Origin of the sequence: Roseovarius sp. ZX-A-9, from assembly GCF_028369135.1 — a bacterium.
Classification (GTDB): domain Bacteria; phylum Pseudomonadota; class Alphaproteobacteria; order Rhodobacterales; family Rhodobacteraceae; genus Roseovarius.
Genome location: NZ_JAPWHW010000031.1, coordinates 13,907 through 38,574, shown reverse-complemented (window position 1 = coordinate 38,574; position 24,668 = coordinate 13,907). Strand labels below are relative to the sequence as shown.

Here is a 24,668-nt window from a genome sequence, read left to right as displayed (position 1 = left end):
GAATTGGCAAACGCACTCGTCCAGCAAAACCGCAAATGGACACCGAAAACAGCTTGATCAAGACGGATACTCTAAATGTGAAACGCCCACACCGTAGAAACGGCGTGGGCGTTTTTTCACTTTCCCCGGTTCAGGAGAGACGCAGCGAGATTCGCGGCTGTCAGCCGCGCTCGTCCGCGACGATCTCCTGCATGCCCCCCAACGGCACATAGCCGCGGATCATCTGGTTACCCATCACGAAGGATGGCGTGCCGGAAATGTCCATCTTGGCGCCAAGCGCATGGTTGGCCTGGATCACCGCCGTGACCTCGGGGCTGTCCATTTGCGCCAGGATCGGCGCCGCCTCAAGGCCCAGAGAATCGGCCAGGCGGCTCAGCGTTACCTCGTTGAACTCTCCCTTGAAGGTTATCAACGCATCATGCACCTGCTTGTAGGCGTCGTCGCCCGCGACCTGCCGTGTGGCGATGGCAAAGCGTGACGACAGCACCGAACCCTCGCCCAGAATCGGGAATTCCTTGACGATCAGGCGGATGTTGCCATCGCTTTGGACCAATTCGGACACTTCGGGAAAGGCCTTGCGGCAATAGCCGCAGCGATAATCGAGAAATTCGACGATCGTGATGTCGCCGTCGGGATTGCCGCCGACCCAGGATTGATCATCCTCAAAGAGTGCAGCGGCGTTGTCCGCGATCAGATCGCCGTCATTTGCGGCTTGCAGGGACGCCTGCCGTTCCTCCATGACCGCAACCGCCTCGAAGATCACTTCGGGGTTGTCCAGCAGATAGGCCCGTACCTCGGCGCGGAATGCAGTGCGCTCGGCCTCGCTCATCTCGGACAGATCGAGGGCGGCAGCAGGGGCCGCGAGAGTTGCACCAAGTGCTACGGTGCTGAGTAACGTACGGATCATCATCTATTTCCTTTTCGAGGCGGCTTTGGCCGCAGAGAGCACATCCTGTGCGCGTTGCCAACCGGCAGAACCGCGCGGCAACAGGTCAGAGGCGCGTTTTGCATGCAGGCCCGCATCTTCCATCCGCCCCTGCAGCGCATAACGCTCGGCGGTCACGACCGAGGCCATGCCCTTGTTGCCGGATTTCGCATAGGCAACCGCCAGATCGCGCATCACGCGCCCGTCTCGCCCGTCGCGTGCACGGGCTTTCTCCAACACTTGCAGGGCTTTGGCGGTCTGTCCCTGCGCCATCAGCGCGCGCCCGTATGAGCCCAGGATCAGCGGATGGTTCGGCGCTGCATTGACCGCGCGTGCATATGCGGCGGTGGCGGCGGCGAACTGTCGGCTCTCCATCAGGATCTGGCCGCGCAACTCGTGATAATAGGGATCGTTGGGCCGTGCCGCGATTGCCTTGTCCATCGCCTTGAGCGATTTGCCGAGGTTCGAGCGGCGATGCCACGCCACGGCCTCGCGCATGTAGCCCACATCCTTGAAGCCACTTTCGCCTGCGTGCGCGATCGTCCATTTCGGGCTGCGCTGGAAGGCCGACAATTTGCCCTTGGCGCGGGCGAACCAATAGAGATCATTGTTGCTGGGCTTTGCATTGCCGCCATGCGCTTCGGCCATCTGTTTGACCACGCGGTAGCGGTCTGCCGACAATGGATGAGTGCGCGCATAGGGGTCCTGGCGCGACGCTGACAGCGCTTCCTGGCCGCGAAAGATATCCATGACATCGGCCGCGCCCGACGCATCCAGACCGGCCCGCACCATATAGCGCACGCCTGCGTTGTCGGCGCTGCTCTCTTCGGCGCGCGTGTGCGAGAAGAACATTCGCGCGGCGGTGCTGTTCACGCCCACGGCGACGCCTGCAGCAGCCTGCGCATTGCCGCTGATCGCACCGGCGGCGGCGGCCAACGCCATGCCCAGACCGGCGGCCGTGCGTGCGTTGCGGATGTTGATCGGGCGGCGCACCAGATGGCCGTTGGCGATATGGGCGGCCTCATGGGCGATCACCGCCTGCAGCATCTGCGGGCTTTTCATCTTCAGCAGCAGACCCGAGTGGATAAAGATATTGTCGCGGTCGACCACGAAGGCATTGAGATTGCGGTCGTCGATGACAAGGATGCTCATCCGGCTGGGGCTGAGTCCGGCAGCCTTCAGCACCGGGGCAGCCAGCTGTTTCAGCGCGTATTCAATATCGGGGTCGCGCAGCAATGTCAGCGCGCGTGCAGGCTGGGCCAGCGTGAAGGCCAGCATTGAAAGAACCGCAAAAAGGCGAAGGTGATGCATTGACGGCCCTGCGCGCGTGGGGTGAGTAGGCATATTGGTCTACCCACTTTAGGAACAATGCCATGGATAACTCAACCCGATCACAGGTCGATCCCTTTATCGTGATGGATGTGATGGAGGCAGCCCGGCGCGCCGAAGCGGCGGGACGGCACATCATCCACATGGAAGTGGGCCAACCGGGTACGCCCGCCCCCGCAGGCGCCCGCGCCGCACTGGCAGAGGCGATGGAGCGCGATGCGATGGGCTACACCGTCGCTTTGGGACTGCCTGAATTGCGCGCGCGCATCGCGCAACTCTATGGCACATGGTATGATGTCGATCTTGATCCCAACCGCGTGATCGTCACGCCAGGTTCGTCGGGGGCGTTCATTCTCGCCTTCACCGCGCTCTTTGATACCGGTGCGCGGGTCGGGATCGGCGCACCGGGTTACCCGTCTTATCGGCAAATCCTGCGGGCGCTGGACCTGACGCCGGTGGACATCGAAACGGCAGCGGAAAATCGCCTGCAACCGGTGCCTGCCGACCTGCAGGGGCTGAACCTCGACGGGTTGATGGTGGCAAGCCCGGCGAATCCCTCTGGCACCATGCTGGATCGGCCTGCGCTGGCGGCGCTGATGGATGCCTGCGCCGAGACCGGGACGAGTTTTATCAGTGACGAGATTTATCACGGGATCGAATACGAGGCCAAGGCGGTAAGCGCGCTGGAAATCTCGGACAACGCCTATGTGATCAATTCGTTTTCCAAGTATTTTTCCATGACCGGATGGCGCGTCGGCTGGATGGTGGTGCCCGAGGATCATGTACGCGTGATCGAGCGGCTGGCGCAGAACCTCTTTATCTGCCCGCCCCATGCAAGCCAGGTCGCCGCGCTGGCGGCAATGGAATGTGACGAGGAACTGGAGGCCAACATGGCGGTCTACCGAACCAATCGTGTGTTGATGCTGGAAGGGTTGCCGAAGGCCGGTTTCGACCGGATCGCACCACCGGACGGGGCGTTCTATGTCTATGCGGATGTCAGCCACCTGACCGATGACAGCCGTGCCTTTGCCGCCGAGATTCTGGAACAAGCGGGCGTCGCTGTGACGCCGGGTCTTGATTTTGATCCCGCACGCGGGGCTGGCACTCTGCGCTTCTCCTATGCGCGAGCGACGGCGGATATTACCGAAGGGCTGCGCAGGCTGGCGAGGTTCATGGAAGCGCGCCAAGCGCGGTAGTACGTGCCAACTCGAACTGATATACTGCGTGTCGAACGGATCCGTGACGTGATCCGAAAACTGGCGAGTGAGCAGATGATCAGGGTATGTCTTGCCCTTCTGGGGGCAATATGGCTGGCGACAGGTGCCGTGGCACAGGACGCAGGCGGGCAGGGGTTCGGCGCTCTGGCGCGGCTTGATGCGGCCGCAAGCGGCATCACCGGCACCCGCAGCAGCGTCAAGATTGATCTGGCGCTCAGCCAGGGCGTGCCATACCGGGTTTTCACGCTGGAGGATCCCGCGCGCGCCGTGCTCGACTTTCGCGAAGTGAACTGGGCCGATGTGGTCGGCAATGCGCTGAACAAGACCGATAACGTGACAGATGTGCGCGTCGGCGGGTTTCGCCCCGGCTGGTCGCGCATGGTGGTCGATCTGGCCGGGCCTTTCGCTTTGCAAAGCGCCGACATGCGCGTTGATGAGACCACCGGCGTGGCGGCGCTGCGCGTGCAGTTGACCCGTGTTGACGAGGCAGAGTTTGCTGCGCGCTCGGGCCTGCCTGCATCACCTGCCTGGGATGTATTGCCCGAAGGCGAAGGGACGGGCGCGCGGCCTGCGCGCCAAGACGGCGCGCCGCTGGTGATCGTGCTTGATCCGGGGCATGGCGGCATCGATCCCGGCGCGGAATCGGGCGCCGTGGTGGAAAAAGACCTGATGCTCAGCTTTGCACGGCAGCTCAAGGAAGTGCTGCTGCGGGCAGGCGGGGTCGAGGTGACCCTGACCCGCGAGGATGACAGCTTTGTTTCATTGGAACGGCGAGTGGCGATCGCGCACCGCGCAGGCGCGGATGTGTTCCTGTCATTGCACGCGGATTCGCTGGGCGAGGGGACGGCGCGCGGCGCAACGGTCTATTCGCTATCGGCGGATGCGTCTGACGCCGCCAGCGCCGCACTGGCCGAGCGGCACAACCGCGCCGACCTTCTGGCCGGGCTGGACCTGACCGGCACCGACGACATCGTGGCTGACATCCTGATGGATCTGGCCCGGATGGAGACCCAGCCGCGCGCCGATATGCTGGCCCGCGCGCTGGTTCTGGGGATCAAGGAGATGGGCATGCCGCTGAACAAACGGCCCTTGCGCGGCGCCAGTTTCTCGGTGCTGAAATCGCCCGATATCCCGTCCATTCTGCTGGAACTCGGCTTTATCTCGGATGGTCGCGATCTGGATAACCTCGCCGATCCCAAGTGGCGCGACCAGATGGCGGTGGCGATCAGCGACGGAATCAAGGCATGGCTGATCGCAGATGCGGCGGCCGCCGAGCTTGTCCGGCAGTAGGGCCACGCAACCCGATGCGCGGAAACCGGCGCAACGGCATTTGGCTTCTGTTTTGACGCAGGCGCTGCGGGTGCCTATATGACTCCTGAAACACGCGAATTGGGGGCGGAATGCTCAGATCAATACTGACATTTTTCGGATCGATCTTCACGCTGGTGACGTTGGGTCTGACGATGATCGCGCTCAGCATCGGCGCGATTTTTTACATCTACGGCCGCGATTTGCCCAGCCACCAGAGCCTGGCCAACTACACGCCGCCCACGATCAGCCGGATTTTCTCGGGCGAGGGGCGGATCATCGACGAATTTTCCCGCGAACGCCGGCTTTTTACCCCGGCCGAGGAAATTCCCGACCTGATCAAGCAGGCCTTCATTTCCGCCGAGGACAAGAATTTCTATTCCCATTCCGGCTATGACGCGCGCGGCATTGTCGCCGCCATGGTCGAGGCAGTACGTACGCGCGGCCAGACGGTACGCGGCGCATCGACCATCACTCAACAGGTGATGAAGAACTTCCTGCTGTCAGGCGACCGCCGGATCGAGCGCAAGATCAAGGAAATCATCCTTGCCACCCGGATTGAAGAGACGCTGAGCAAGGAAAAAATCCTAGAGCTTTACCTCAACGAGATTTTCCTTGGTCAGAACTCCTATGGTGTTGCCGCGGCCTCGCAGACCTATTTCAACAAATCATTGAGTGAACTGGCCCCGCATGAGGCCGCGTTCTTGGCCTCCATGCCCAAGGCGCCGAGCGATTTTCACCCGGTGCGCGCCGCCGAACGGCTGAAACAGCGACGTGATTTCGTGCTGCGAGAAATGGCCGAAAACGGCTATATCACCCGCGCCGTCTATAACGAGGAGCGGGCCAAGCCGTTGCGCTCGGTCCAGAACGGCGATTTTGAACCGTTTTCGAAATCCCTGCCACCGCGTGACTATTTCACCGATGAGATCCGCCGCCAGTTGAGCCGCGATTTCGGTGAGGGCGAGTTCTTTACGGGCGGTCTTTCGGTGCGCGCGACGATCGACCCGGAAATGCAGGTCGAAGCGGCGCTGGCGCTGCAAGCCAAGCTGGAGGAATATGACCGCCAGCGCGGCAAGTGGCGCGGCACTGGCATCACGCTGCCCGCCGAGGCGCTGACCAGCGAAGCGGCATGGCGCGAGGCATTGGCGGCAGTAGATGTGGCGCGCGACATTCAATTGGGCGGGCAGTGGTATCCGGCCGTTGTGCTGAAGGTCGAAGACCAAAACCTGCGGATCGGGATCGAAGGTGTGACCGAGACCGAGAGCGAACCACATGTGGTGCCGCGCAAGGATATCAGCTGGCTGCCCGGAAGCTTTCAGAAATCCTTCAAAGTTGGCGACGTGGTGCATGTGCGCCGCATGACCGGAAATGACGGCAGTTTCATCCGCTGGACCCTGCGGCAGGTGCCCGAGGTGCAGGGCGGCTTCATGGCGATGGACGTCAACACTGGCCGCGTGATCGCGATGCAGGGGGGCTTCAGCTATCAGCATTCGGTCTTCAACCGCGCCACCCAGGCCAAGCGTCAGCCCGGCTCCAGCTTCAAGCCCTTCGTCTATGCCGCGGCACTCGACAGCGGCTACAGCCCGGCGACGATCGTCGTTGACGCCCCGATCGAGATCAATACGCCGCAGGGCATGTGGCGCCCCCGGAACTCGTCGAACAAGTTCTACGGACCGACACCACTGCGCACCGGGATCGAACAGTCGCGTAACCTGATGACCATCCGTCTGGCGCAAGAGATCGGGATGGAGACTGTCGCCGCTTATGCCGAGCGGTTCGGTGTCTACGAGAACATGGGCCCTTATCTGGCCAATTCCCTGGGGTCCGAGGAAACGACGCTGTTCAAGATGGTCGCGGCCTACGCGATGTTCGCCAATGGCGGCGAACGGGTGGAGCCGACGTTGGTGGACCGGGTGCAGGATCGCAATGGCGATACGGTTTATCGCCACGATCCACGCCGCTGCGTTGATTGCTTTGACCCCGATATTCCCGAGACGCGCGGCCCGCGCATCGTGTCCGACCGCGAGCAGGTGATCGACCCCATCACTGCCTACCAGCTGACCTCGATGATGCGCGGCGTGGTTCAGCGCGGGACGGCGGCGGGCAATGTCCGCCTCGACGTGCCGGTGGCCGGCAAGACTGGTACCACCAACGACGCGCGCGATGTGTGGTTCGTGGGCTTTACCAGCAACATCGTTGCGGGTTGCTACATCGGCTTTGACCAGCCGCGCAGCCTGGGCCGGGGCGCGTATGGTGCGGGCATGTGTGGACCGGTATTTACCCAGTTCATGCGCAAGGCGACTGCGAAATATGGTGGTGGCGAGTTCGATCTGCCCCCCGGCGGCCATTTCATCAAGATCGACCGCTTTACCGGCGCACGCTTGGCTGACAGTGCCAGCGGTCAGTCTGTGGTGGCCGAATATTTCCGCGACGGTGAAGAGCCGATCTTTGGTCTGGCCTATGATGGCGGTTTTGCCATGGGCAACGACCTGGAGCTGTTCCAGTCGGATGAGGAATCGACCAAGGAAGTCACCACATCGACCGGCGATACCGCTGTTGTGGGGGAAAAGGCGACGTTCGGCTCGATCAGTTCGGGCGGGCTCTACTGATCCATCACAGGCCGGGCTTTTGCCCGGCTCGCACTCCGTGCAAGCTTGCCTCGGCCGTCAAATCCGAGGCGCTTTTCACCTTCCGCTTGTCTTTTGCCGCGCCGGTGCCAAGATCGCCCCATGGAAAAAATCCCTGCCTTCTGCACCCAGTGCCGCTCACGCTGCGGCTGTATCGCTCATGTCGAGGATGGCCGCCTGGTCGAGATCGCGCCCGACCCGGATCATCCCAGCGGCCAGAAACTGTGCCCCAAGGGCCGCGCAGCGCCCGAACTGGTCTATCACAAGGATCGCCTGACCCACCCGATTCGGCGCATCTCTCCCAAAGGCGAGACACCGGCGCGTTGGCAACGGATCAGCTGGGACACCGCATTGGACGAGATCGCGACAAAGCTCGGCGAGATCCGTGATGCCCATGGCCCCGAGCAGGTGGCGTTTTCCGTGACCACGCCAAGTGGCACGCATATGTCCGACGGGATCTTCTGGGTGGAACGGTTTATTCGCGGCTTTGGCAGCCCAAACAACATCTATGCCACCGAAATCTGCAACTGGCACAAGGATTACGTCAGCCGTCTGACCTATGGCACCGACATGGGCACGCCGGATCATGCGCGCAGCGATTGCATGCTGCTCTGGGGCCATAACCCTGCGGCGACATGGCTGGCGCGTTCGGTCGAGATGCAAAAGGCGATGAAACGCGGTGCGAAGCTGATCGTGGTGGACCCGCGCGCGATCCTCTATGCGCGCCGCGCCGATTGCTGGCTGCGGTTGCGGCCGGGGACGGATCAGGCTCTGGCGCTCGGGCTCATACATATCCTGCTGCGCGATGGTGCGTTCGATGCGGCGTTCACCGCGCGCTGGACCAACGCGGCGGCGCTGGTGCGAGACGATACTGGCGACCTGTTGCGCGACGCGGCAGGCGGCGTACTGGCGCTGGGGCCGGATGGCGGCACGGTGGAGTACGATGCGCAGGCCCGCGACTGGTGCGGGCCGGTGCAGCTTTTGGGGCGGGCGGTGGTGGAAGGTATCGCCTGTTCCACGGCGCTGAGCCTGCTGCAGGACGTGGTGGCACCGCATGATCCGGCCAGCGTGGCCGAAGAGACTGGGGTCGATCAGGCCGCGCTGGAACAGGCGGCGCAGATGATCGGTGCCGCGCAGGCCCTGTCGTATTTTGCATGGAACGGCGTCGGGCAGAGCAGGACGGCCAGCCAGACCGACCGGGCGCTGTCGATCCTCTATGCGCTGACCGGGCATTACGGTCAGCCCGGTGGCAATGTGCCGGGCACGGCGGCGCCATTCAATGACATTTCCGGCCTTGATCTGCTAAGCGATGCACAGAAGGCCAAAGGGCTGGGCCGCGATGCGCGCCCGATGGGGTCGGGCAATCAGGGCTGGGTCACGGCGCGCGATGTCTACCGCGCCGCAAGCACGCAGCAGCCTTACCCGGTGCGCGCGCTGGTGTCGTTTGGGGGCAATCTGCTGGCGGCACAACCGGACGCCGACGCGGCCAAGGTGGCATTCCATGCGCTGGAATTGCATGTCCATGCCGATTTCTTTCTGAACGCGACCGCCGAATATGCCGATATCGTGTTGCCCGCCGCGACGTCGTGGGAGCGCGGTGGCTTGCGGCACGGCTTCGATGCCTCGTTGGACGGGTTGCGCCGGGTGCAGTTGCGTCCGGTCGTCGTCGAACCTGTGGGAGAGTCTCGAAGCGATGTGCAGATCGCTCTGGCACTGGCAGAGCGGTTGAGCATGGCCGATATCATGTTCGGCTGCGACGAGGAAGCGGGCCATGCGCATTTGCTGGAGGGCAGCGGCGTCAGCCTGCAGGCCCTGCGCGCCGCGCCTGAGGGTGTGCAGGTTGCGGGCGAAGTGCCGCTGCGCGCCCATGAGACGCACGGATTTCCGACGCCCAGCGGGCTGATCGAGATTTATTCGGAACAGATCCGCCGGGCCGGGCTGACACCGCTGCCGGTCTGGCGGGCTGAGGACATGATGCTGCCGCCCCCGGGCTATCCGGTGCGCCTGAGCAGTGCCAAATCCGTGACATTCTGCCATTCGCAACACCGCAACATCGCGTCCCTGCGCCGGTTGCAACCCAATCCGCCGCTGGAAATGGCCCCAGACGTGGCCGAGGTTCGCGGCATCGTCGATGGCGACTGGGTGCGCGTGACCACGTCCAAGGGGCGCTTCATTGCCCAGGCCAAGCTGAGCGCCGCGCAGGTGCCGGGCAGCGTCGTGGCGCAGCATGGATGGTGGGTGCCGGGTGGCAAGGACGCTCCCTATGACGCGAGCGATGCGATGGCTGCGAATATCAACCTCGCGATGGACACCGATCATTGTGATCCTCTCACCGGATCGATCCCGCTGCGCTCTGGCTGGTGCGAGGTGGCGCGGCTCTGAGCGTCGCGGCTGTTCTGCCCTTGCAGGTGGCCGCGCGGCGCATCTTGCCCGTGCCCGACAGCTGAGTTACACCCGGACACAACAAAACAAGGGCCGGTACATGCGCGCGGAAATCCAATCTCTGACAGCTGAAATCGAAAACTCGCTGGAGCTTCTGCGGCAGCGGATGGACTGGGATACGGCACAGCACAGGCTGGAGGAATTCAATGCGCGGGTCGAGGACCCGACCCTGTGGGATGATCCGGCCGAGGCGCAAAAGCTGATGCGCGACCGTCAGGGTCTGGTGGATGCACTGGAAACCCATGATCTGATCAAGCAGGAATTGTCGGATAATATCGAGCTGATCGAGATGGGCGAGATGGAGGGCGACGCCGATGTGGTCGCCGAGGCCGAGGCCGCCATCCGCGCGCTGAAAAAACGCGCTGCGGCCAAGGAACTGGAGGCGCTGCTGAACGGCGAGGCGGATGGCAACGACACGTTCCTCGAGATCAACGCCGGTGCCGGCGGGACCGAAAGCTGCGACTGGGCCAGCATGTTGGCCCGGATGTATGTTCGCTGGGCGGAAAAGCGCGGCTACACGGTAGAGCTGCAATCTGAGCAATCGGGTGACGAGGCGGGCATCAAATCCGCCGCTTACAAGATCAGCGGCCACAATGCCTATGGCTGGTTGAAATCGGAATCGGGCGTGCACCGTTTGGTGCGTATCTCGCCCTTCGATTCGGCAGCCAAGCGGCACACGTCGTTCTGTTCGGTCTGGGTTTATCCGGTGGTGGACGACAATATCGACATTGAGGTGAACCCGGCCGATATCCGCATCGACACCTATCGCAGCTCGGGCGCCGGCGGGCAGCACGTGAACACCACAGACTCGGCGGTGCGCATCACCCACCATCCGACGGGCATCGTCGTGACCAGCTCCGAGAAATCGCAGCACCAGAACCGCGACATCGCCATGAAGGCCCTGAAATCAAGGCTTTACCAGATGGAGCTCGACCGCCGCAATGCCGCGATCAACGAAGCGCATGAGAGCAAGGGCGACGCCGGATGGGGCAACCAGATCCGGTCTTATGTGTTGCAGCCCTACCAGATGGTGAAGGATTTGCGCACCAATCATGAGACCTCCGACACCAAGGGCGTGCTTGACGGTGATCTTGATCAATTCATGGCCGCGACACTGGCGATGAATGTCAGCGGCAAGAGCCGCGCCGAGGCGCAGGGCGACTGAGCTTTGCGCCTGCCTTGGGTGGCGGTGCAATCAGGTATTTCTGGAAAGATGAAAGAGCCTACGGCACTGTAAAAGCAGACGGTGCGGGAAGTCGCGGGCAATGCCATAGCGGTTCTTGCGCTGGCAGGGCTGCGGCAGTTTGCCGGATCTAGGGAGGGGCCGTAGATGGATGATGTTCTGAACATGGACGCCTGCGCGCAGGCCGAGGCGATCGCGGGCGGTCAGTTGGGCGCAGAAGAGTTGATGCGCGCAACGCTGGCACGGATCGAGGCGATGAATGGCGCGGCGAATGCCATCGTGTCGCTCCGATCGGCCGGTGATCTTCTGGCGGAGGCGCGTATGGCGGACCGCGCAGAGGCGCGCGGGGCGCTGCACGGGCTGCCGGTGGCGATCAAGGATCTGGCGAATGCGCGCGGCCTGCCGACTTCGCAGGGCTCGCCGCTCTTTGCCGGGCAAATGGCGCTGCAGGACGATCTGCACGTGGCACGGATGCGCGCGGCAGGCGCGATCATCCTTGGCAAAACCAACACGCCGGAATTCGGCCTTGGCAGCCAAACCTATAACCCTGTTTTTGGCGCAACTCCAAACCCTTATGATGCAAACCTCACCTGCGGTGGGTCGTCGGGCGGGGCGGCGGTGGCGCTGGCGCACGGGATGGTATCGCTGGCCGACGGGTCGGACATGATGGGCAGCCTGCGCAACCCGGCGGGCTGGTGCAACATCTATGGCATGCGCCCCAGTTGGGGCACCGTGCCGGGCGACATCAGTGGCGATACCTTTCTGCATCAGCTTTCGACGAACGGCCCGATGGCGCGCAGTCCGGATGATCTGGCGTTACTGCTGGAGGTGATGGCAGGCCCCGATCCGTGCCTGCCGCATGGCCGCGCGCTGGAACCGGCGCACGGTGTGGGGCGGAGGATCGGGTGGCTGGGCGACTGGGTTGGTGCATATCCATTCGAGCCGGGCATATTGCCGCTATGCAAGGCGGCGCTCGGCGCGATCGAGGGGGCCGAGATACATGATTTGGACGCGCCATTCAGTCGCGAGGCGCTGTGGCAGAGCTGGATCGACCTGCGCAGTTGGGCGGTTGGAGCGTCGCTGGCGCCGATGTTGGCGGATGAGGCCATGCGCGCCCGGCTCAAACCCGAGGCGATCTGGGAGGCAGAGCGCGGCGCGGCGCTGAGCGCGATGCAGGTGCACCGCGCCAGCGTGATCCGATCAGAGTGGTTTCTGGCCGCCCATGCCTTGTTCGAGCAATATGATGTGCTGGCAATGCCGACAGCACAGGTCTGGCCCTTTGCCCATGACCAGGCGTGGCCGCGGCAGATCAATGGCGTGGAGATGGACAGCTATCACCGCTGGATGGAATGCGTGGTGCCTGCCAGCCTGATCGGGTTGCCGGTGGTGGCGGTGCCGGCAGGCTTTGGTGCGAACGGTTTGCCGATGGGGCTGCAACTGATTGGGCGGCGCGGTGCGGATCGCGATCTGTTGGAATTGGCCGGACAGTATCACCGTGCCACCGGCTGGCCACAGGTGCGTCCGCCGATGAAAAATGTCTGAAAAAATTTATTGTGCAATACGACCCGCCCGCTAACCTGATGCAGGCAAGCGAGAAGGGGAGCCATGACAGAAAACCGCGCGACAGACATCGGAGTACCTGATCTGGGGCCGGTCAACTATGCGATGTTGGGCGAGGCGTTGCGGCGGGGCTGGGCGGACATGCGCCGCGCGCCGGGATATGCGCTGCTGTTTGCCGGCGTCTATGTCGCCTTTGGCTGGGTTCTGACAGGGGTCACGCTGGTCACTGGGCACAGTTACTGGCTGGTGTTTGCAGCGGTGGGCTTTCCGCTCTTCGGGCCGTTCGCCGCAGTCGGGCTATACGAAGTGTCGCGCCAGCTGGAGATGGGCAAGCCTTTGAATGCGCGCTGGATTTTCGGTGTGATCGCCCATCAGAGGCGACGGCAGCTACCGTCGCTCTGTGCGATCATCATCATGATTTTCCTGTTCTGGTTTTTCCTGGCGCACATGATCTTCGCGCTGTTTATGGGACTGTCGGTGATGACCAACGTCTCGTCCTCCTACGCTGTGTTTCTGACGATGAATGGGCTGAGTATGCTGGCGGTTGGCACAGTCGTCGGCGGGATTTTCGCGCTTTTGGTCTATGCAATTACAGTGGTCGCCTTGCCGATGTTGCTGGACCGCGAAGTCGATTTCGTGAGCGCGATGATCGCCAGTATCGGCGTGGTAACGCAGAACCCGGGCCCGATGCTGGCCTGGGCGGGTTTTGTGGCGGTAACGACCTTTGTGGCGATGATACCCGGGTTCTTGGGGTTGTTCATCGTGTTGCCGTTGCTGGGCCACGCGACCTGGCACCTTTACCGGTTAGTGTGTGCATCAGCCGATGCTCAGGACATTGAAGAGGGGTAGTACCCCGCCGCTGGCCCGGCCCGATGCCAGACAAACGATCCCTTTCAGCTGAGCGCCGCCGCCAGGTGGTCAAAGACCAGCCGGATGCGGCGGCTGGTGTGCAATTCACGATGTGTGGTCAGCCAGATCGGAACGGGGATCACCGGCAGGTCCGGCAGGAGGCGGATGATCTCGGGGCAGGGATCGGCGATGTCGTGCATCATCACGCCGATGCCCAACCCCTGTCGCACCATCTCCCAGGCGACGACGCCGCTTTGCGAGGCCAGTTTGATGTTGCTCCGCGACAGCGAGAGGCCGAGCTCGTTCAATCCGGTGAGCAACCGAGAGTGGTCGGCATCGAAACCAACAAAGGCCGCGTCGTTGAGATCTTGGGGCCGTGTGGGGTTGCCATGCCGCTCGATGTAACGTCTTGAGGCATAAAGCCCGGCCCAACTGTCGCGCAGAAGCCGCGCGATCAGGTCGGGCTGATCAGGGCGCGCATGGCGAATGGCGATATCGGCCTCGCGGCGGCGCAGGTCGCTGATTGCGTTTGTTGCCACGATGTCGATCTCGAGCCCCGGCGCGTCGCTGCGCAGGCTGTCAAGAATGGGTGGCAGCAGGTGCGCGGCAACCACATCGCTGGCGCTGATCCGGACCTGGCCCGCGATAGTCTGACTGTGGCCCGACGCGGTGAGCGAAATCCGGGTGGCCGCGTCGCCCATTGCGCGGACATGATCCAGCAGGTCGCGCCCGGACGCGGTGAGCACCAACGTACGGCCGCGCCGTTCGAACAGGACGATGCCCAGCGCCTCCTCAAGCCCGCTGACCTGTCGGCCCAGCGTTGGTTGCGCCAGGCCAAGGGCACGGGCAGCTGCCGAGAGCGAGCCAAGTTCCACGGTCGCCAGAAAAGCGCGGACCTGGTTCCAGTCAAAGGTGACAGAAGACCAATTCATGCATTTTTGCATAACAGTCTGTCGAAAATATGCAATTACCTTTGGTCCGGCGCCAGTTTACCAGAACCCCAGATTTCAGGAGACAGATGATGACCACGCATGCCGAATTCTGGGACAGGATTGCCCCGAAATACGCGCAGAAGCCGATTGCAGACACGACCGCCTACGAGACCACGATGAGGCGCACGCGACAGTACCTGGCGGCATCAGACCGGGTGCTGGAGCTTGGCTGTGGTACAGGCTCGACGGCGGTGCGGCTGGCTCCGGACGTGGCGCAGTTCACAGGCACAGACATCTCGGGCGAGATGATCCGCATCGCGCAAGGCCGGGCTGAGGCGGCGGGCACGGCAAATTTGACCTTTGCCACGACGCAGGCCTTTGATCTGCAGCCCCCAGCCGCGCCCTTCGACACCGTTTTGGCGTTCAATATATTGCATCTTCTCGAAGATGTCCCGGCAGCCCTGCGCGAGATACATGCGCAAATCAAACCGGGTGGGTTGTTCATCTCGAAATCGGGCTGTCTTGGGGGTGGGTGGCCGTTTCTGCGGTGGGCGATCCGCGTCATGCAGATGGTCGGAAAGGCACCGCATGTGGGATTTTTTACCACAAGGCAGCTTGAAGAGATGATTTCGGACGCCGGGTTCGAGATCCTTGAGACAGGCGACTACCCGGCCAAGCCACCCAGCCATTTCGTGGTGGCGCGCAGGCGTTGATCATGGATGGGGGGGCGGTCATGTGCCGGGCTTCAGCCCGGCACTGGCGCTCTATTCCTCGCGCCCATGTGCAATCAAGCGCGACCGCAGTGTGGCAGCCTCCGGTGCGCCGGCCTCCAGCGCGAACACGTAAGCGTGGGTGAGGTAGAAACAGGCGGCGTCAAGGGCGTTGGCCTCGTCCGCCGCCCTTGTGTAGAGCCGTATCAGTGCCGCGCTGTCCTGCTGCTCGTGTGCGGCGATCATGGCGGTGTCGAGGTCGCTCATTCCGCCGCTTGGCCTCGCGCACGGTAGGTATCCATCTTGCTGGCGACCCAGTCGTGAAAGCAATGTGTCGGGCTGTCCATGACAGGCGAGAACCGTCCGCCGTCGAACTGGGTCACGTGGCGGCCTTTCTGCATGCCCTCGACGACAAAGATATCCTCTTCGAACACGGCCTTCCAAAGCTGGGTATTGCGCGCGCGCATGCCCTCGTCGGTGCCGGGCACGGCGTAGTAGAGGTGGATGTGCTCGACAGTGCGGTCCAGACTCTTCGGTTCAAGGATGATGGTGAAGGCGTGATCGCGGTGCACACCTAGCAGGACGTTGGGATAGACGGCGATATATTCGGCCTGCTCGTTCCATTTTGCGCCCACATCCTCGAAATCGGGGAAAGTCTGCCCATGCTCATTGCGCAACTGACGGTACACCATCGTGCCCTGGCCCGAAAACGCGCCGGGTTTCTCGATGTGGTAGTGATCCTCAAGCCGGGAATAGCTGTTGAGCCCCGGATGGATCCACGGCAGGTGGTAGCTTTCGCAATAGTTCTCGACGGCGAGTTTCCAGTTGGTCTGAACCTCAAGCTGGAATTTGCTGTCATGGCCGCCGTGATAGAGCGGCAGCTCGAACTCTGACCAGCGTTCAATGATGTCTGACATCGCCACTTCGAATTCCGGGGCATCGCCTGACATGTTGATCCACACCACATCGCGCCAGACATGGCTGCGCACCACGTTCAGGCCCAACTCGTCGCGCTTGATGGCGGGGTGGGTGTTCTGGCCGGGGCCGCCCACATGCGGTGTGCTGACCAGATTGCCCTTGGTCGAGTAGCACCACGAATGATAGGGGCAGCGGATCGCGCCCTCGATCTTGCGGGGCTCTTCGACCAGAATCATTCCGCGGTGGCGGCAGATATTCTGGAAGACGCGCACTTCTCCGTCCTTGTCGCGGATCAGCAGCAGGGGCATGCCGAGAAACTCCATCGGCACGGCATCGCCCGGCTCGGGCACGTCAGCGGCCACGGCAAGGCCCGCCCATTGCGAGTAGAGCAGCGCGTGCTTTTCCTCTTCATACACCGCAGGGTCGATGTAATGGGCGTTAGGCAGGCCGTTGGCGGTCTCGACCGGGGCGCGGACATTCGACAGATCTGTGATGGGTTTGTTCATTGGACTACCTCCCTCGTGACTGAGCTCGACTCTGCCCGAAACCGTCACCGCATAGCCGCCTGCCAGCGACGCGAATTCTCTGAGGGCGACATTGCGCATGGGGGTGCGTGGCCGGATCATATTAAGGACAACCCCGATGTGCCCGGCGGCACCACGCGTTTCAGTGCTGAAGGTGCCGCCGGCCCGCAATCGCGATTCGTATCAGCGAAACGGCTGCTCAAGTTGCAGCAGGTTGGCGTGAAAGGGGGCGACTGCCGAACGCTCGATCAGCCCAGCCTGGCGGGCCGCGGTCAGGACGGCGCTCGTGTCGCTGCCCAGATGTTCGTAGACCATGCGGGTTGCGCGAACGCCGGTTATCTTTTCGCGCACTGTGCGGGTCACGTAACCCACCCAGAGATTCTTCTGAAACGAGGTTTCGGGGGCGAGGAAGTTGAACGAACAGGCCATGGCGTTCTGATGGGTGACGATCATCATGATGCCCTCTTCCTGGCGCATCACGATACCTCGAAATTCGCGATCGCGCGGCGCGGTCGAAATGCCTTGCTTGCGCAGCGCCTCGCGCGGCTCGAACCCGCGCAGGAAGGTATAGCCGTCGCGGCGATAGATATAGACGAGGCCGAGGACAAACTGGGTTTCCTCGATGAAACTGCGCCGCACGAACCGATAGAACCCGCTGGGGAACAGCGATGGGTCCACATCGACCGGCGCTCGTCCGAAGTAACCCTGCAGCTCCGGGTGGCTGAGCAGATCATACTCTGCTTGGGTCCGGCCGAGGTTTTCGGCCGGTTCCAGCAGGATGCGCGCATCGACGCCAAAGAACTGGCAGATGCGGTAGAGCACGTCAGGACGTGGGAAGCTCTCTCCGGACAGATAGCGGTTGAACTGTGTCCGATTGATCCCGAGCTCGCGGCAGAGCCCGGCCACCGACGGATATTCGGCGCTCAGCGCACGCAGATTATTGCCAAAGACAGCGCGCAATTCGGCCGGATCCGCGCCGTTCGGCGGGCGGTCTTCCGATTCCAATCGGTTCATGGTTGACACTGATTCCGGTCAAGTCGATACATGCCTCGTCATCCCAAAGTTGTCTTTCCAAGCCATTGCAGCATGATTTTACACCGCTGTCACGAGTGGTGACGCCAATTAGCGTCATTTTTTGGCTTTATTGACACAAATGGACCACGGCGGACGCTGAATTGACCATGTTCCTTGAGCGCTATGCAGGACATTCTGCCTAGCATGAAGATTTTTAAGATTGGGGGAAACATGCACGGTAAAATGCACGGTGTCGTTCTTTGGAGTGATCAGGCTCAGGACCGGGCTGTGATCTGGTGCGAGGATCATGGCGATCTGGCATTCTACCGCGGGCAGGGCAGCGATGCCGGGGCCGCAGCGGGGTTGACAGCCGGTGACATGATCGCGTTCGACCTCTGCGAAGGCGGCGAGATGCGCCTGGCGCGCAAACCGCGTCTGGTGGCACAGGAAAGCCATCCAACCTTGTCTCGCGCGCTTCGCCAAGCGGGTGTCAATGCCGGTGCCCTGCCAGACACCAGCACCGACATGCCAGTGGCCACGTCCGTTGCTTCCGAAAATGAGCATTCGGGAAATGTTGTGCCGTTCCGGGCGCAGCGTTGCGCCGAGATCGCCTGAGACTCGGATCAAGCCAAAGCAGTGAAGCGTTATGTAAGCGCGGGGTGGAAACACCCCGCGTTTTTACTTGGTCGGGGTGTGCCGGGCTGTGACAAGCCCGGCTTAGGCGTGGCGCGCAGCTCAGATGCCGCGGGGCAGGGCGGCGACGCCGGTGCGTGCCATGTCCGACAGCCCCAAGGGGCGCATGAGATCGGCAAAGGCGTCGATCTTGGCCGGCGTGCCGGTGATCTCGAAGATGAAACTGTCGAGCGTGCTGTCGACCACGCTGGCGCGGAAGATATCCGCCAGACGCAGCGCTTCGACCCGCTTTTCGTCCTTGCCTTCGACCTTCAGCAACGCCAGTTCGCGCTCGACCGAGCGACCTTCCACCGTCAGGTCATGCACTTCATGCACCGGGACGATGCGGCCCAACTGCGCCTTTATCTGCTCGATCACCTGCGGTGTGCCGGTGGTGACGATGGTGATGCGGGACGTGTGGCCTTCATGGTCGATCTCGGCCACGGTCAGGCTGTCGATGTTGTAGCCGCGCCCGGAAAAGAGGCCGATGACGCGCGCCAACACGCCCGCCTCGTTATCGACGATGACCGCCAGCGTGTGGCTCTCTTCCACGTCAGAGAAGGTGGGGCGTAGATTGTAGGCGGAATGCTTGGTCGCGCCTTTTTTGATTTTTAGTGCGGACATGTTCATCGTCCTTCTATCTGGTGTTTGCGGTGAGGCGAGGCTGGTTGAGGTGGCGATGTGGGGCGGGTGGGGCAAGCCTCACCCGCAAGATCACACCATCACCGCGCCTTTGTTATCGATGGCGTCCTTGGTTGATGCCTCGCCCATCAGCATCTCGTTATGCGCTTTGCCCGACGGGATCATCGGGAAGCAGTTCTCGTGCTTTTCCACCAGACAATCAAAGATCACCGGGCCGTCATGGTTGATCATCTCCATGATCGCATCATCGAGATCGGCGGGGTCGTCGCATTTGATCCCCTTGGCGCCAAACGCTTCGGCCAGTTTGACGAAGTCGGGCAGCGCCTCGGACCAGGAATGCGAATACCGCTCGCCATGCAGCAATTCCTGCCATTGGCGAACCATCCCGAGGCGTTCGTTGTTCAGGATGAACTGCTTCACCGGCAGGCGGAACTGCACGGCAGTGCCCATTTCCTGCATGTTCATCAGCCAGCTTGCCTCACCGGCGACGTTGATCACCAGCGCCTCGGGATGGGCCATCTGCACACCGATGGAGGACGGAAAGCCGTAACCCATCGTGCCGAGGCCGCCGGAGGTCATCCAGCGGTTGGGATCCTCGAAAGTCAGGTACTGCGCGGCCCACATCTGGTGCTGGCCCACTTCGGTACAGATGTAACGGTCGTGGTCCTTGGTCAATGCCTCGAGCCGTTCCAGCGCGTGCTGCGGCTTGATCACGTTGCCGATCTGCTTGAACGCCAGGCAATCGACCTTGCGCCATTGATCGATCTTGGCGGTCCATTTGGTCAGCGCCTCGCGATTGACCTTGCGGCCGCGCGATTTCCAGACCTTCAGCAGGTCCTCAAGCACATGGGCGACGTCACCCACGATGGGGATATCGGCCTTGATCACCTTGTTGATCGAAGATGGGTCGATGTCGATATGCGCCTTTTTCGAGCCGGGCGAGAACGCATCGAGCCGCCCGGTGATCCGGTCGTCGAAGCGCGCGCCGATGTTGATCATCAGGTCGCAATCATGCATCGCCATGTTCGCCTCGTAGAGGCCGTGCATGCCCAGCATCCCGAGCCAATGCTTACCGCTCGCGGGATAGGCGCCAAGCCCCATCAGCGTCGACGTGATCGGAACGCCTGTGGCCTCAACCAACTCGCGCAGAAGTTGCGATGCGGCGGGCCCAGAATTGATCACGCCACCGCCGGTATAGAAGATCGGGCGCTTGGCCGTCTCCAGCGCTGCGACCAGCTCGGTGATCGCCTCCATGTCGCCCTTGACCTGCGGCTGGTAATGGCTGACCCGCACCTTTTGCGGCGGGGTGTAGGTGCCGCTGGCAAATTGCACGTCCTTGGGAATGTCGATCAGCACCGGGCCGGGCCGGCCTGCGCTGGCCACATGAAATGCTTCGTGGATCACACCGGAAAGCCGGTCGGTGTCCTTGACCAGCCAGTTGTGTTTCGTGCAGGGCCGGGTGATGCCGACGGTATCGGCCTCCTGAAAGGCGTCCGATCCGATCATGAAGGTCGGCACCTGTCCGGTCAGCACGACGATCGGGATACTGTCCATCAGCGCATCCGTCAGTCCGGTCACGGCGTTGGTTGCCCCCGGGCCGGAGGTCACGAGCACGACACCCGGCTTGCCGGTCGAGCGTGCATAGCCTTCGGCGGCATGCACCGCGCCCTGTTCGTGGCGCACCAGAATGTGGCGAATGTCATTTTGCTGGAACACTTCGTCATAGATCGGTAGCACCGCGCCACCGGGATATCCGAATATGACGTCCACGCCCTGATCCTTGAGGGCCTGGACCACCATTTTCGCTCCGGTCATCTGACGTGTCATTGCTTTGCTCCGTTCATGACATGTATTCCTTAAGTTTTACGCATAAAAAAGCCCCCGAAAATTCGGGGGCGCATGGGGTACCGTTCAGGGTGTCCGTTACCGGCCCATGCGCCATTCGATTACGACTACGATTAGTTGGGCCACGTGGGCGCTCCTTATGCTGCGTGTGCGAGACAATATTGGTGAGGTCGGAAGCCGTCAAGCGACAATTGCGGTGAAAATGTCGCAAGATCGGCATTTTCTTTGCATTTGTTGCGCGGAGTGGCTGGTATTCGAAAGAAGCGGGGCTGTGGCTGCGCGGGCAGGTCGCGACTTGGCGGGAATGCCGATGGAATGAGGCCAATGGTGGTGAACGCAGGGTAACAGATAGCGATCCCTGGCAAACTTTGCCAACCGTCAATCTCACCCAAAGCACCCGCGCCGCGGGCCTGATACAGAGGGTGCCGCGGCGTCGTGATAACGCCACGGCTTTGCTTGTGGCGTTCCGGTCAGGTCGCCTTGAACCACCAGCGCTCCAGGAAGAGCCTTCCGTCGACTTCGTAGTTGTTCGAGGCCTTGTCGAACGCGACCTTGTCGGAGGTGGCAAAGACATCGTTGGCAAAGAACGGCACCACCGTCCCGCCGTCATTGCGGACCAGGGACTGCATTTCGCCGTAAAGCTCGCCGCGCAATTTCGGATCGAGTTCCGATCTCGCCTGAACAAGCAGGGAGTTGAAATGTTCGTTGTCCCAGAACGTGTCATTCCACGCCGCGCCCTTTGAATAGGCTTGGGTAAAGATACTATCCTGGGTGGCGTATCCCGGCCAGTAACAGGCGCACCATGGTTTGGCCATCCACACATCGGACCAGTAACCATCTGTCGGCTCGCGCTTGACGGTGATGTTGATCCCCGCCTTGGCGGCCTGTTCCTTGTAAAGCACGGCGGCATCCACCGCGCCGCCAAAGGCCGCGTCCGATGCGCTGAGTTGCAGGTCGATACTGTCGAGGCCAGCTTGGCTGAGGTGCCAGCGGGCCTTATCCGGGTCGTAGTTGCGCTGTGCAAGATCGGCGTTGAAATAGGTGTAAGCAGAGCTGATCGGGTGGTCGTTTCCGATTTGCCCATGGCCAAACAGGATCGTTTCGAGCATCGCCTCGCGGTCCAGCCCCAGCTTGACCGCCATCCGCACATCATTGTTGTCGAACGGGCCGGTATTGGTGTGCATCGGAAAGGTATAATGTGTCTTGCCTTCGACTTCGTGCACATCGATCCCTTCGGATTTCTTGAGCAGGGCTGCGGTCTTGAGTTCGACTCGGTCCATGCCGTCGATCGCCCCGGTCCGCAGCGCGCTGGTCCGGGCGGTCACGTCCTTGATCGACAGCAGTTCGGCACTGTCGAAATGGCCGCGCGCCTCGTTCCAGTAGTTCGGGTTCTTCTCGAACGTGGTTCTCACGCCGGGCTCGAAGCTGACCAGCTTGTAGGCACCGACACCGTTGCCGTCTTCATAGGCGAGTGTACCATCCTCCCGCGCGGCGTAGATCGGAAAGTTGAAGCTGCTGAGCTTGAAGGGGAAATCGGCGTCGCCACCGGAGAGCTCTACAGACACTCTGTCTGTACCATCGGCTTTGATGGACGAAATCGCCGCAACGATACTTGCCGCGGACGACGTGGAATCTTTGCCTCTGTGATGATTGATCGAGGCGATGACATCCTCCACCGACAGCGTCTTGCCGTTGTGAAACTCGATGCCGGGACGCAGTTTGAACGTCCAGATGCGGGCATCAGGCGTTGCGTCCCACTCGATTGCAAGCTTGGGAACGAGGCTGCCATCGGTGTCCACTTCGGTCAGCGTGTTGGTGATGGCGTAATGGGTGGCGGACAAGAGCCCGTTGAGCACTTGTCCCGGGTCGAGCACATCGGTGGTGCTGCCGTGTCCGATGCCAAAGCGCAAATGCCCACCCTTGACGGGTGTTGCTGCCATGGCGCGACCTGCCAACGCCGATGCGGCCGAGACAGAGAGCCCCGTTGCCATGGCGCGCTGAATGAAGGCGCGGCGTGTCAGGCCGTTATCGGCGCTGAGGAAGGAGTTTGGGTTGCGGATAAGTCCGGTCATGATTTGATCCCTTGTTGGTCGTTGCCGGAGCGTCGCTGCGCCCCGGTCTGCTTTTTCTGGAGGGGCACGTTGGCCGCGCCCGTTTGTCTAGCCTGCGACGCGGTCGCGTTCGCCATAGACAGTTGCGTTCACTTCGGGGTCGCCGACGACGTTGGGTTCGTTTTCGTAGACGAATACGCCCATGATCCGCGTGGTGTCGCCCTCTACGGGCGATACCCTGTGCAGCGAATTGCAGCCGCGGAAAATGCATAGCGATCCGGCCTCTCGGGCGACGGCCACCGCATCCTGGGGGCATTGCCCGGTAACCACGCGCCGGACGTATTCGTAATTCTGGTCGTCGTCCGTGCGCGTGTTGGGAACCATTTCGAATTCGCCGCCGACCTCTGCTGCCTGCAGCATCAACGTCATGGTAAAGGCATTCACTGAATCGAAGTGCCACGCCGAACTGTCTCCGGGTTCGTAGCAAAGCAGATTGACCGGCTGGCAGGGGTCTGCGTTGTCGTAAAGGGTCTCGACCCCGACAATGTCGGCCACCATCTGGCGGACCGGTTCCCAGTGGTACAATACCTTGACCGGGGACGCGTCGGAAAACCTGTCATAGGCGAGCATCTTGGTGCTGGCATTCAGCAGGATGTTGCGGGGGTGATCCTCAGGAAGCGAGGGATCGCCCTGCCTTTGCAGATAGCAATTGCGCCTGGAATTGTTCTGGTGCGCGCGAGGTAGGGCCTCGACCGCATCGGCCACGGCGCGGTCACGCGCGGCGGGCAGAATGAAATCAGGCAGCGAGACGAATTGGTTCGTCTCCAGTTCCTTGCGTAGCCGGTTGACCAGCGCGGTTCGGGCTGGGCTCGACCGATCCAGAATTGGATAGGTGTCTAGGTTTACAACGTCTTCTGGTCGCATTCTGGCTTTCCTCCCTGTGGTGCCATGACGGCTAAAGATGATTCTCAATAAAAAAGTTGGACGTTCAACAAACATTTTAATTTGTGATTTCATCGGCTAGGATGACCCGCCGGAACCAAGCAGGAGCCGCCAAGGTGATCAGTCCGAAATCCACAAAAAAACAACGACCGCGCACCCATGCGGAGATCAACGAGTACCGGCGCAAATCATTGGTGGAAGGCGCGCTTCGATCGCTTGCAGAGTACGGCGTGTCAGGCACGACGGTATCCACGATCTGTACCGCAGCGGGCAGTTCGCGCGGTTTGTTGGGGCATTATTTCGCCACCAAGGACGAAGTCATGGTTGCCGCGCTCGAATATCTGTTCGGGCAAATATCATTGATGGTGAAAGAGTCGCTGGACAAGTTTGACGGAACAGCCGTCGAGAAGTTGCATCAAATGCCATCCGTGCTGTTTACAGCCCCGGTCTTCACGCAGCTCAACCGGACCGCGTTCCTCGCCCTGTGGCATGAAACCCGTTTCAATGACCAGGTGCGCGTGGCGAACCGCCAACTCTATCGTAACTATATCCTCCGGGTTGAGCGGATGTTCACCGCTGCAGCCCGCGAACTGGGGCTGAAAATTGACGCGCGGCGGGCGGCGCTTGGATTGATCGCGGTATCTGACGGGCTATGGCTCGGTCTGTCGATCCATGATGACGTGATCACCGGCGAGCAGGCGATCGAGATCTGCCAGAACTACATCACGCGAGAGCTCAAGCTTGATTGACGGGTTTTGCCGGAGGGCGGGACCGCAAAGCGCCATGAGCTTAAAGAGTGTCCCCTGGTTCTGGACGCAGGTTGCGGTTTGGGCCAGCCAGATGAAGGACAAGCCGACCGAGATGATGAAGCCGGAATAGGCCGACACTACCAAAGCTTCCTCCGGATGCCGTGATGCTGAATGGAATGATAAGAATCATGAAGGTTTCAGAAATGAAATCAAGGTCGTGCCAGAAGTT

Annotated in this window: 20 protein-coding genes; 10 read left to right on the top strand and 10 right to left on the bottom strand. The window is 61.7% G+C overall.

Translation table 11 applies throughout. From position 1 onward, the window contains the following. Positions 1 to 160 precede the first annotated feature (160 nt). Complete coding sequence (locus O3306_RS20575) at positions 161 to 907, bottom strand: DsbA family protein (RefSeq protein WP_272010867.1); 747 nt, start codon at positions 905 to 907, stop codon at positions 161 to 163. A gap of 3 nt (positions 908 to 910) precedes the next feature. Continuing rightward, positions 911 to 2,203 carry a M48 family metalloprotease gene (locus tag O3306_RS20570; RefSeq protein WP_272010864.1) on the bottom strand — a complete coding sequence of 431 codons (1,293 nt, stop codon included), beginning with the start codon at positions 2,201 to 2,203 and terminating at the stop codon, positions 911 to 913. A gap of 95 nt (positions 2,204 to 2,298) precedes the next feature. Between O3306_RS20570 and O3306_RS20565 the strand changes: the two genes are divergently transcribed. The 7 genes from O3306_RS20565 (at position 2,299) to O3306_RS20535 (ending at position 13,440) form a co-directional block, all read left to right on the top strand. Continuing rightward, positions 2,299 to 3,450 carry a pyridoxal phosphate-dependent aminotransferase gene (locus O3306_RS20565; protein ID WP_272010861.1) on the top strand — a complete coding sequence of 384 codons (1,152 nt, stop codon included), beginning with the start codon at positions 2,299 to 2,301 and terminating at the stop codon, positions 3,448 to 3,450. 75 nt (positions 3,451 to 3,525) lie between these two features. Then, complete coding sequence (locus O3306_RS20560; protein WP_272010870.1) at positions 3,526 to 4,761, top strand: N-acetylmuramoyl-L-alanine amidase; 1,236 nt, start codon at positions 3,526 to 3,528, stop codon at positions 4,759 to 4,761. A 110-nt stretch (positions 4,762 to 4,871) separates the two neighbouring features. Continuing rightward, a complete protein-coding gene (locus O3306_RS20555) occupies positions 4,872 to 7,388 on the top strand; it encodes a penicillin-binding protein 1A (protein ID WP_272010858.1) in 2,517 nt (838 codons plus the stop codon). 120 nt (positions 7,389 to 7,508) lie between these two features. After that, positions 7,509 to 9,788, top strand: coding sequence for a molybdopterin-containing oxidoreductase family protein (locus tag O3306_RS20550; RefSeq protein WP_272010855.1), 2,280 nt, complete (start codon positions 7,509 to 7,511; stop codon positions 9,786 to 9,788). A 100-nt stretch (positions 9,789 to 9,888) separates the two neighbouring features. Next, entirely contained in the window at positions 9,889 to 11,013 is a 1,125-nt protein-coding gene (prfB, locus tag O3306_RS20545) for a peptide chain release factor 2 (protein ID WP_272010852.1), read from the top strand. Between the two features lie 165 nt (positions 11,014 to 11,178). After that, positions 11,179 to 12,573, top strand: coding sequence for an amidase (locus tag O3306_RS20540; protein ID WP_272010849.1), 1,395 nt, complete (start codon positions 11,179 to 11,181; stop codon positions 12,571 to 12,573). A 63-nt stretch (positions 12,574 to 12,636) separates the two neighbouring features. Next, positions 12,637 to 13,440 carry a DUF2189 domain-containing protein gene (locus O3306_RS20535; RefSeq protein ID WP_272010846.1) on the top strand — a complete coding sequence of 268 codons (804 nt, stop codon included), beginning with the start codon at positions 12,637 to 12,639 and terminating at the stop codon, positions 13,438 to 13,440. 44 nt (positions 13,441 to 13,484) lie between these two features. Here the strand turns inward: O3306_RS20535 and O3306_RS20530 are convergent, their stop codons facing one another. Continuing rightward, entirely contained in the window at positions 13,485 to 14,372 is an 888-nt protein-coding gene (locus O3306_RS20530) for a LysR family transcriptional regulator (protein WP_272010843.1), read from the bottom strand. Between the two features lie 89 nt (positions 14,373 to 14,461). On the opposite strand from O3306_RS20530, the gene O3306_RS20525 reads away from it, so the two are divergent. Beyond that, positions 14,462 to 15,085 carry a class I SAM-dependent methyltransferase gene (locus O3306_RS20525; protein WP_272010841.1) on the top strand — a complete coding sequence of 208 codons (624 nt, stop codon included), beginning with the start codon at positions 14,462 to 14,464 and terminating at the stop codon, positions 15,083 to 15,085. 51 nt (positions 15,086 to 15,136) lie between these two features. Here the strand turns inward: O3306_RS20525 and O3306_RS20520 are convergent, their stop codons facing one another. The 3 genes from O3306_RS20520 to O3306_RS20510 all read right to left on the bottom strand — a co-directional run bounded on the left by O3306_RS20520 (position 15,137) and on the right by O3306_RS20510 (position 17,538). Beyond that, a complete protein-coding gene (locus O3306_RS20520; RefSeq protein WP_272010838.1) occupies positions 15,137 to 15,349 on the bottom strand; it encodes a hypothetical protein in 213 nt (70 codons plus the stop codon). Beyond that, positions 15,346 to 16,506 (bottom strand): aromatic ring-hydroxylating oxygenase subunit alpha, encoded by a 1,161-nt coding sequence (locus tag O3306_RS20515; protein ID WP_272010835.1) that lies wholly within the window; start codon positions 16,504 to 16,506, stop codon positions 15,346 to 15,348. The genes O3306_RS20520 and O3306_RS20515 overlap by 4 nt, the downstream gene beginning before the upstream one ends. Before the next feature lie 201 nt (positions 16,507 to 16,707). Further along, entirely contained in the window at positions 16,708 to 17,538 is an 831-nt protein-coding gene (locus tag O3306_RS20510; protein ID WP_272010832.1) for a helix-turn-helix domain-containing protein, read from the bottom strand. A 243-nt stretch (positions 17,539 to 17,781) separates the two neighbouring features. On the opposite strand from O3306_RS20510, the gene O3306_RS20505 reads away from it, so the two are divergent. Further along, positions 17,782 to 18,153 carry a hypothetical protein gene (locus O3306_RS20505; RefSeq protein WP_272010829.1) on the top strand — a complete coding sequence of 124 codons (372 nt, stop codon included), beginning with the start codon at positions 17,782 to 17,784 and terminating at the stop codon, positions 18,151 to 18,153. A gap of 120 nt (positions 18,154 to 18,273) precedes the next feature. Here the strand turns inward: O3306_RS20505 and ilvN are convergent, their stop codons facing one another. The 4 genes from ilvN to O3306_RS20485 form a co-directional block, all read right to left on the bottom strand. Next, positions 18,274 to 18,834, bottom strand: a complete 561-nt coding sequence (ilvN, locus tag O3306_RS20500; protein ID WP_272010826.1) for an acetolactate synthase small subunit — start codon at positions 18,832 to 18,834, stop codon at positions 18,274 to 18,276. A 90-nt stretch (positions 18,835 to 18,924) separates the two neighbouring features. Further along, positions 18,925 to 20,679 carry an acetolactate synthase 3 large subunit gene (locus O3306_RS20495; protein ID WP_272010824.1) on the bottom strand — a complete coding sequence of 585 codons (1,755 nt, stop codon included), beginning with the start codon at positions 20,677 to 20,679 and terminating at the stop codon, positions 18,925 to 18,927. 488 nt (positions 20,680 to 21,167) lie between these two features. After that, entirely contained in the window at positions 21,168 to 22,769 is a 1,602-nt protein-coding gene (locus O3306_RS20490) for an ABC transporter substrate-binding protein (RefSeq protein ID WP_272010821.1), read from the bottom strand. A gap of 87 nt (positions 22,770 to 22,856) precedes the next feature. Next, entirely contained in the window at positions 22,857 to 23,672 is an 816-nt protein-coding gene (locus O3306_RS20485; protein ID WP_272010818.1) for a HalD/BesD family halogenase, read from the bottom strand. Between the two features lie 134 nt (positions 23,673 to 23,806). Here O3306_RS20485 and O3306_RS20480 point away from each other — a divergent pair, with 134 nt between their 5' ends. Beyond that, the gene (locus tag O3306_RS20480; RefSeq protein ID WP_272010816.1) at positions 23,807 to 24,439 is read left to right on the top strand and encodes a TetR family transcriptional regulator C-terminal domain-containing protein; all 633 of its coding nucleotides are present in this window, start codon (positions 23,807 to 23,809) and stop codon (positions 24,437 to 24,439) included. The last annotated feature ends 229 nt before the right edge of the window (positions 24,440 to 24,668 follow it).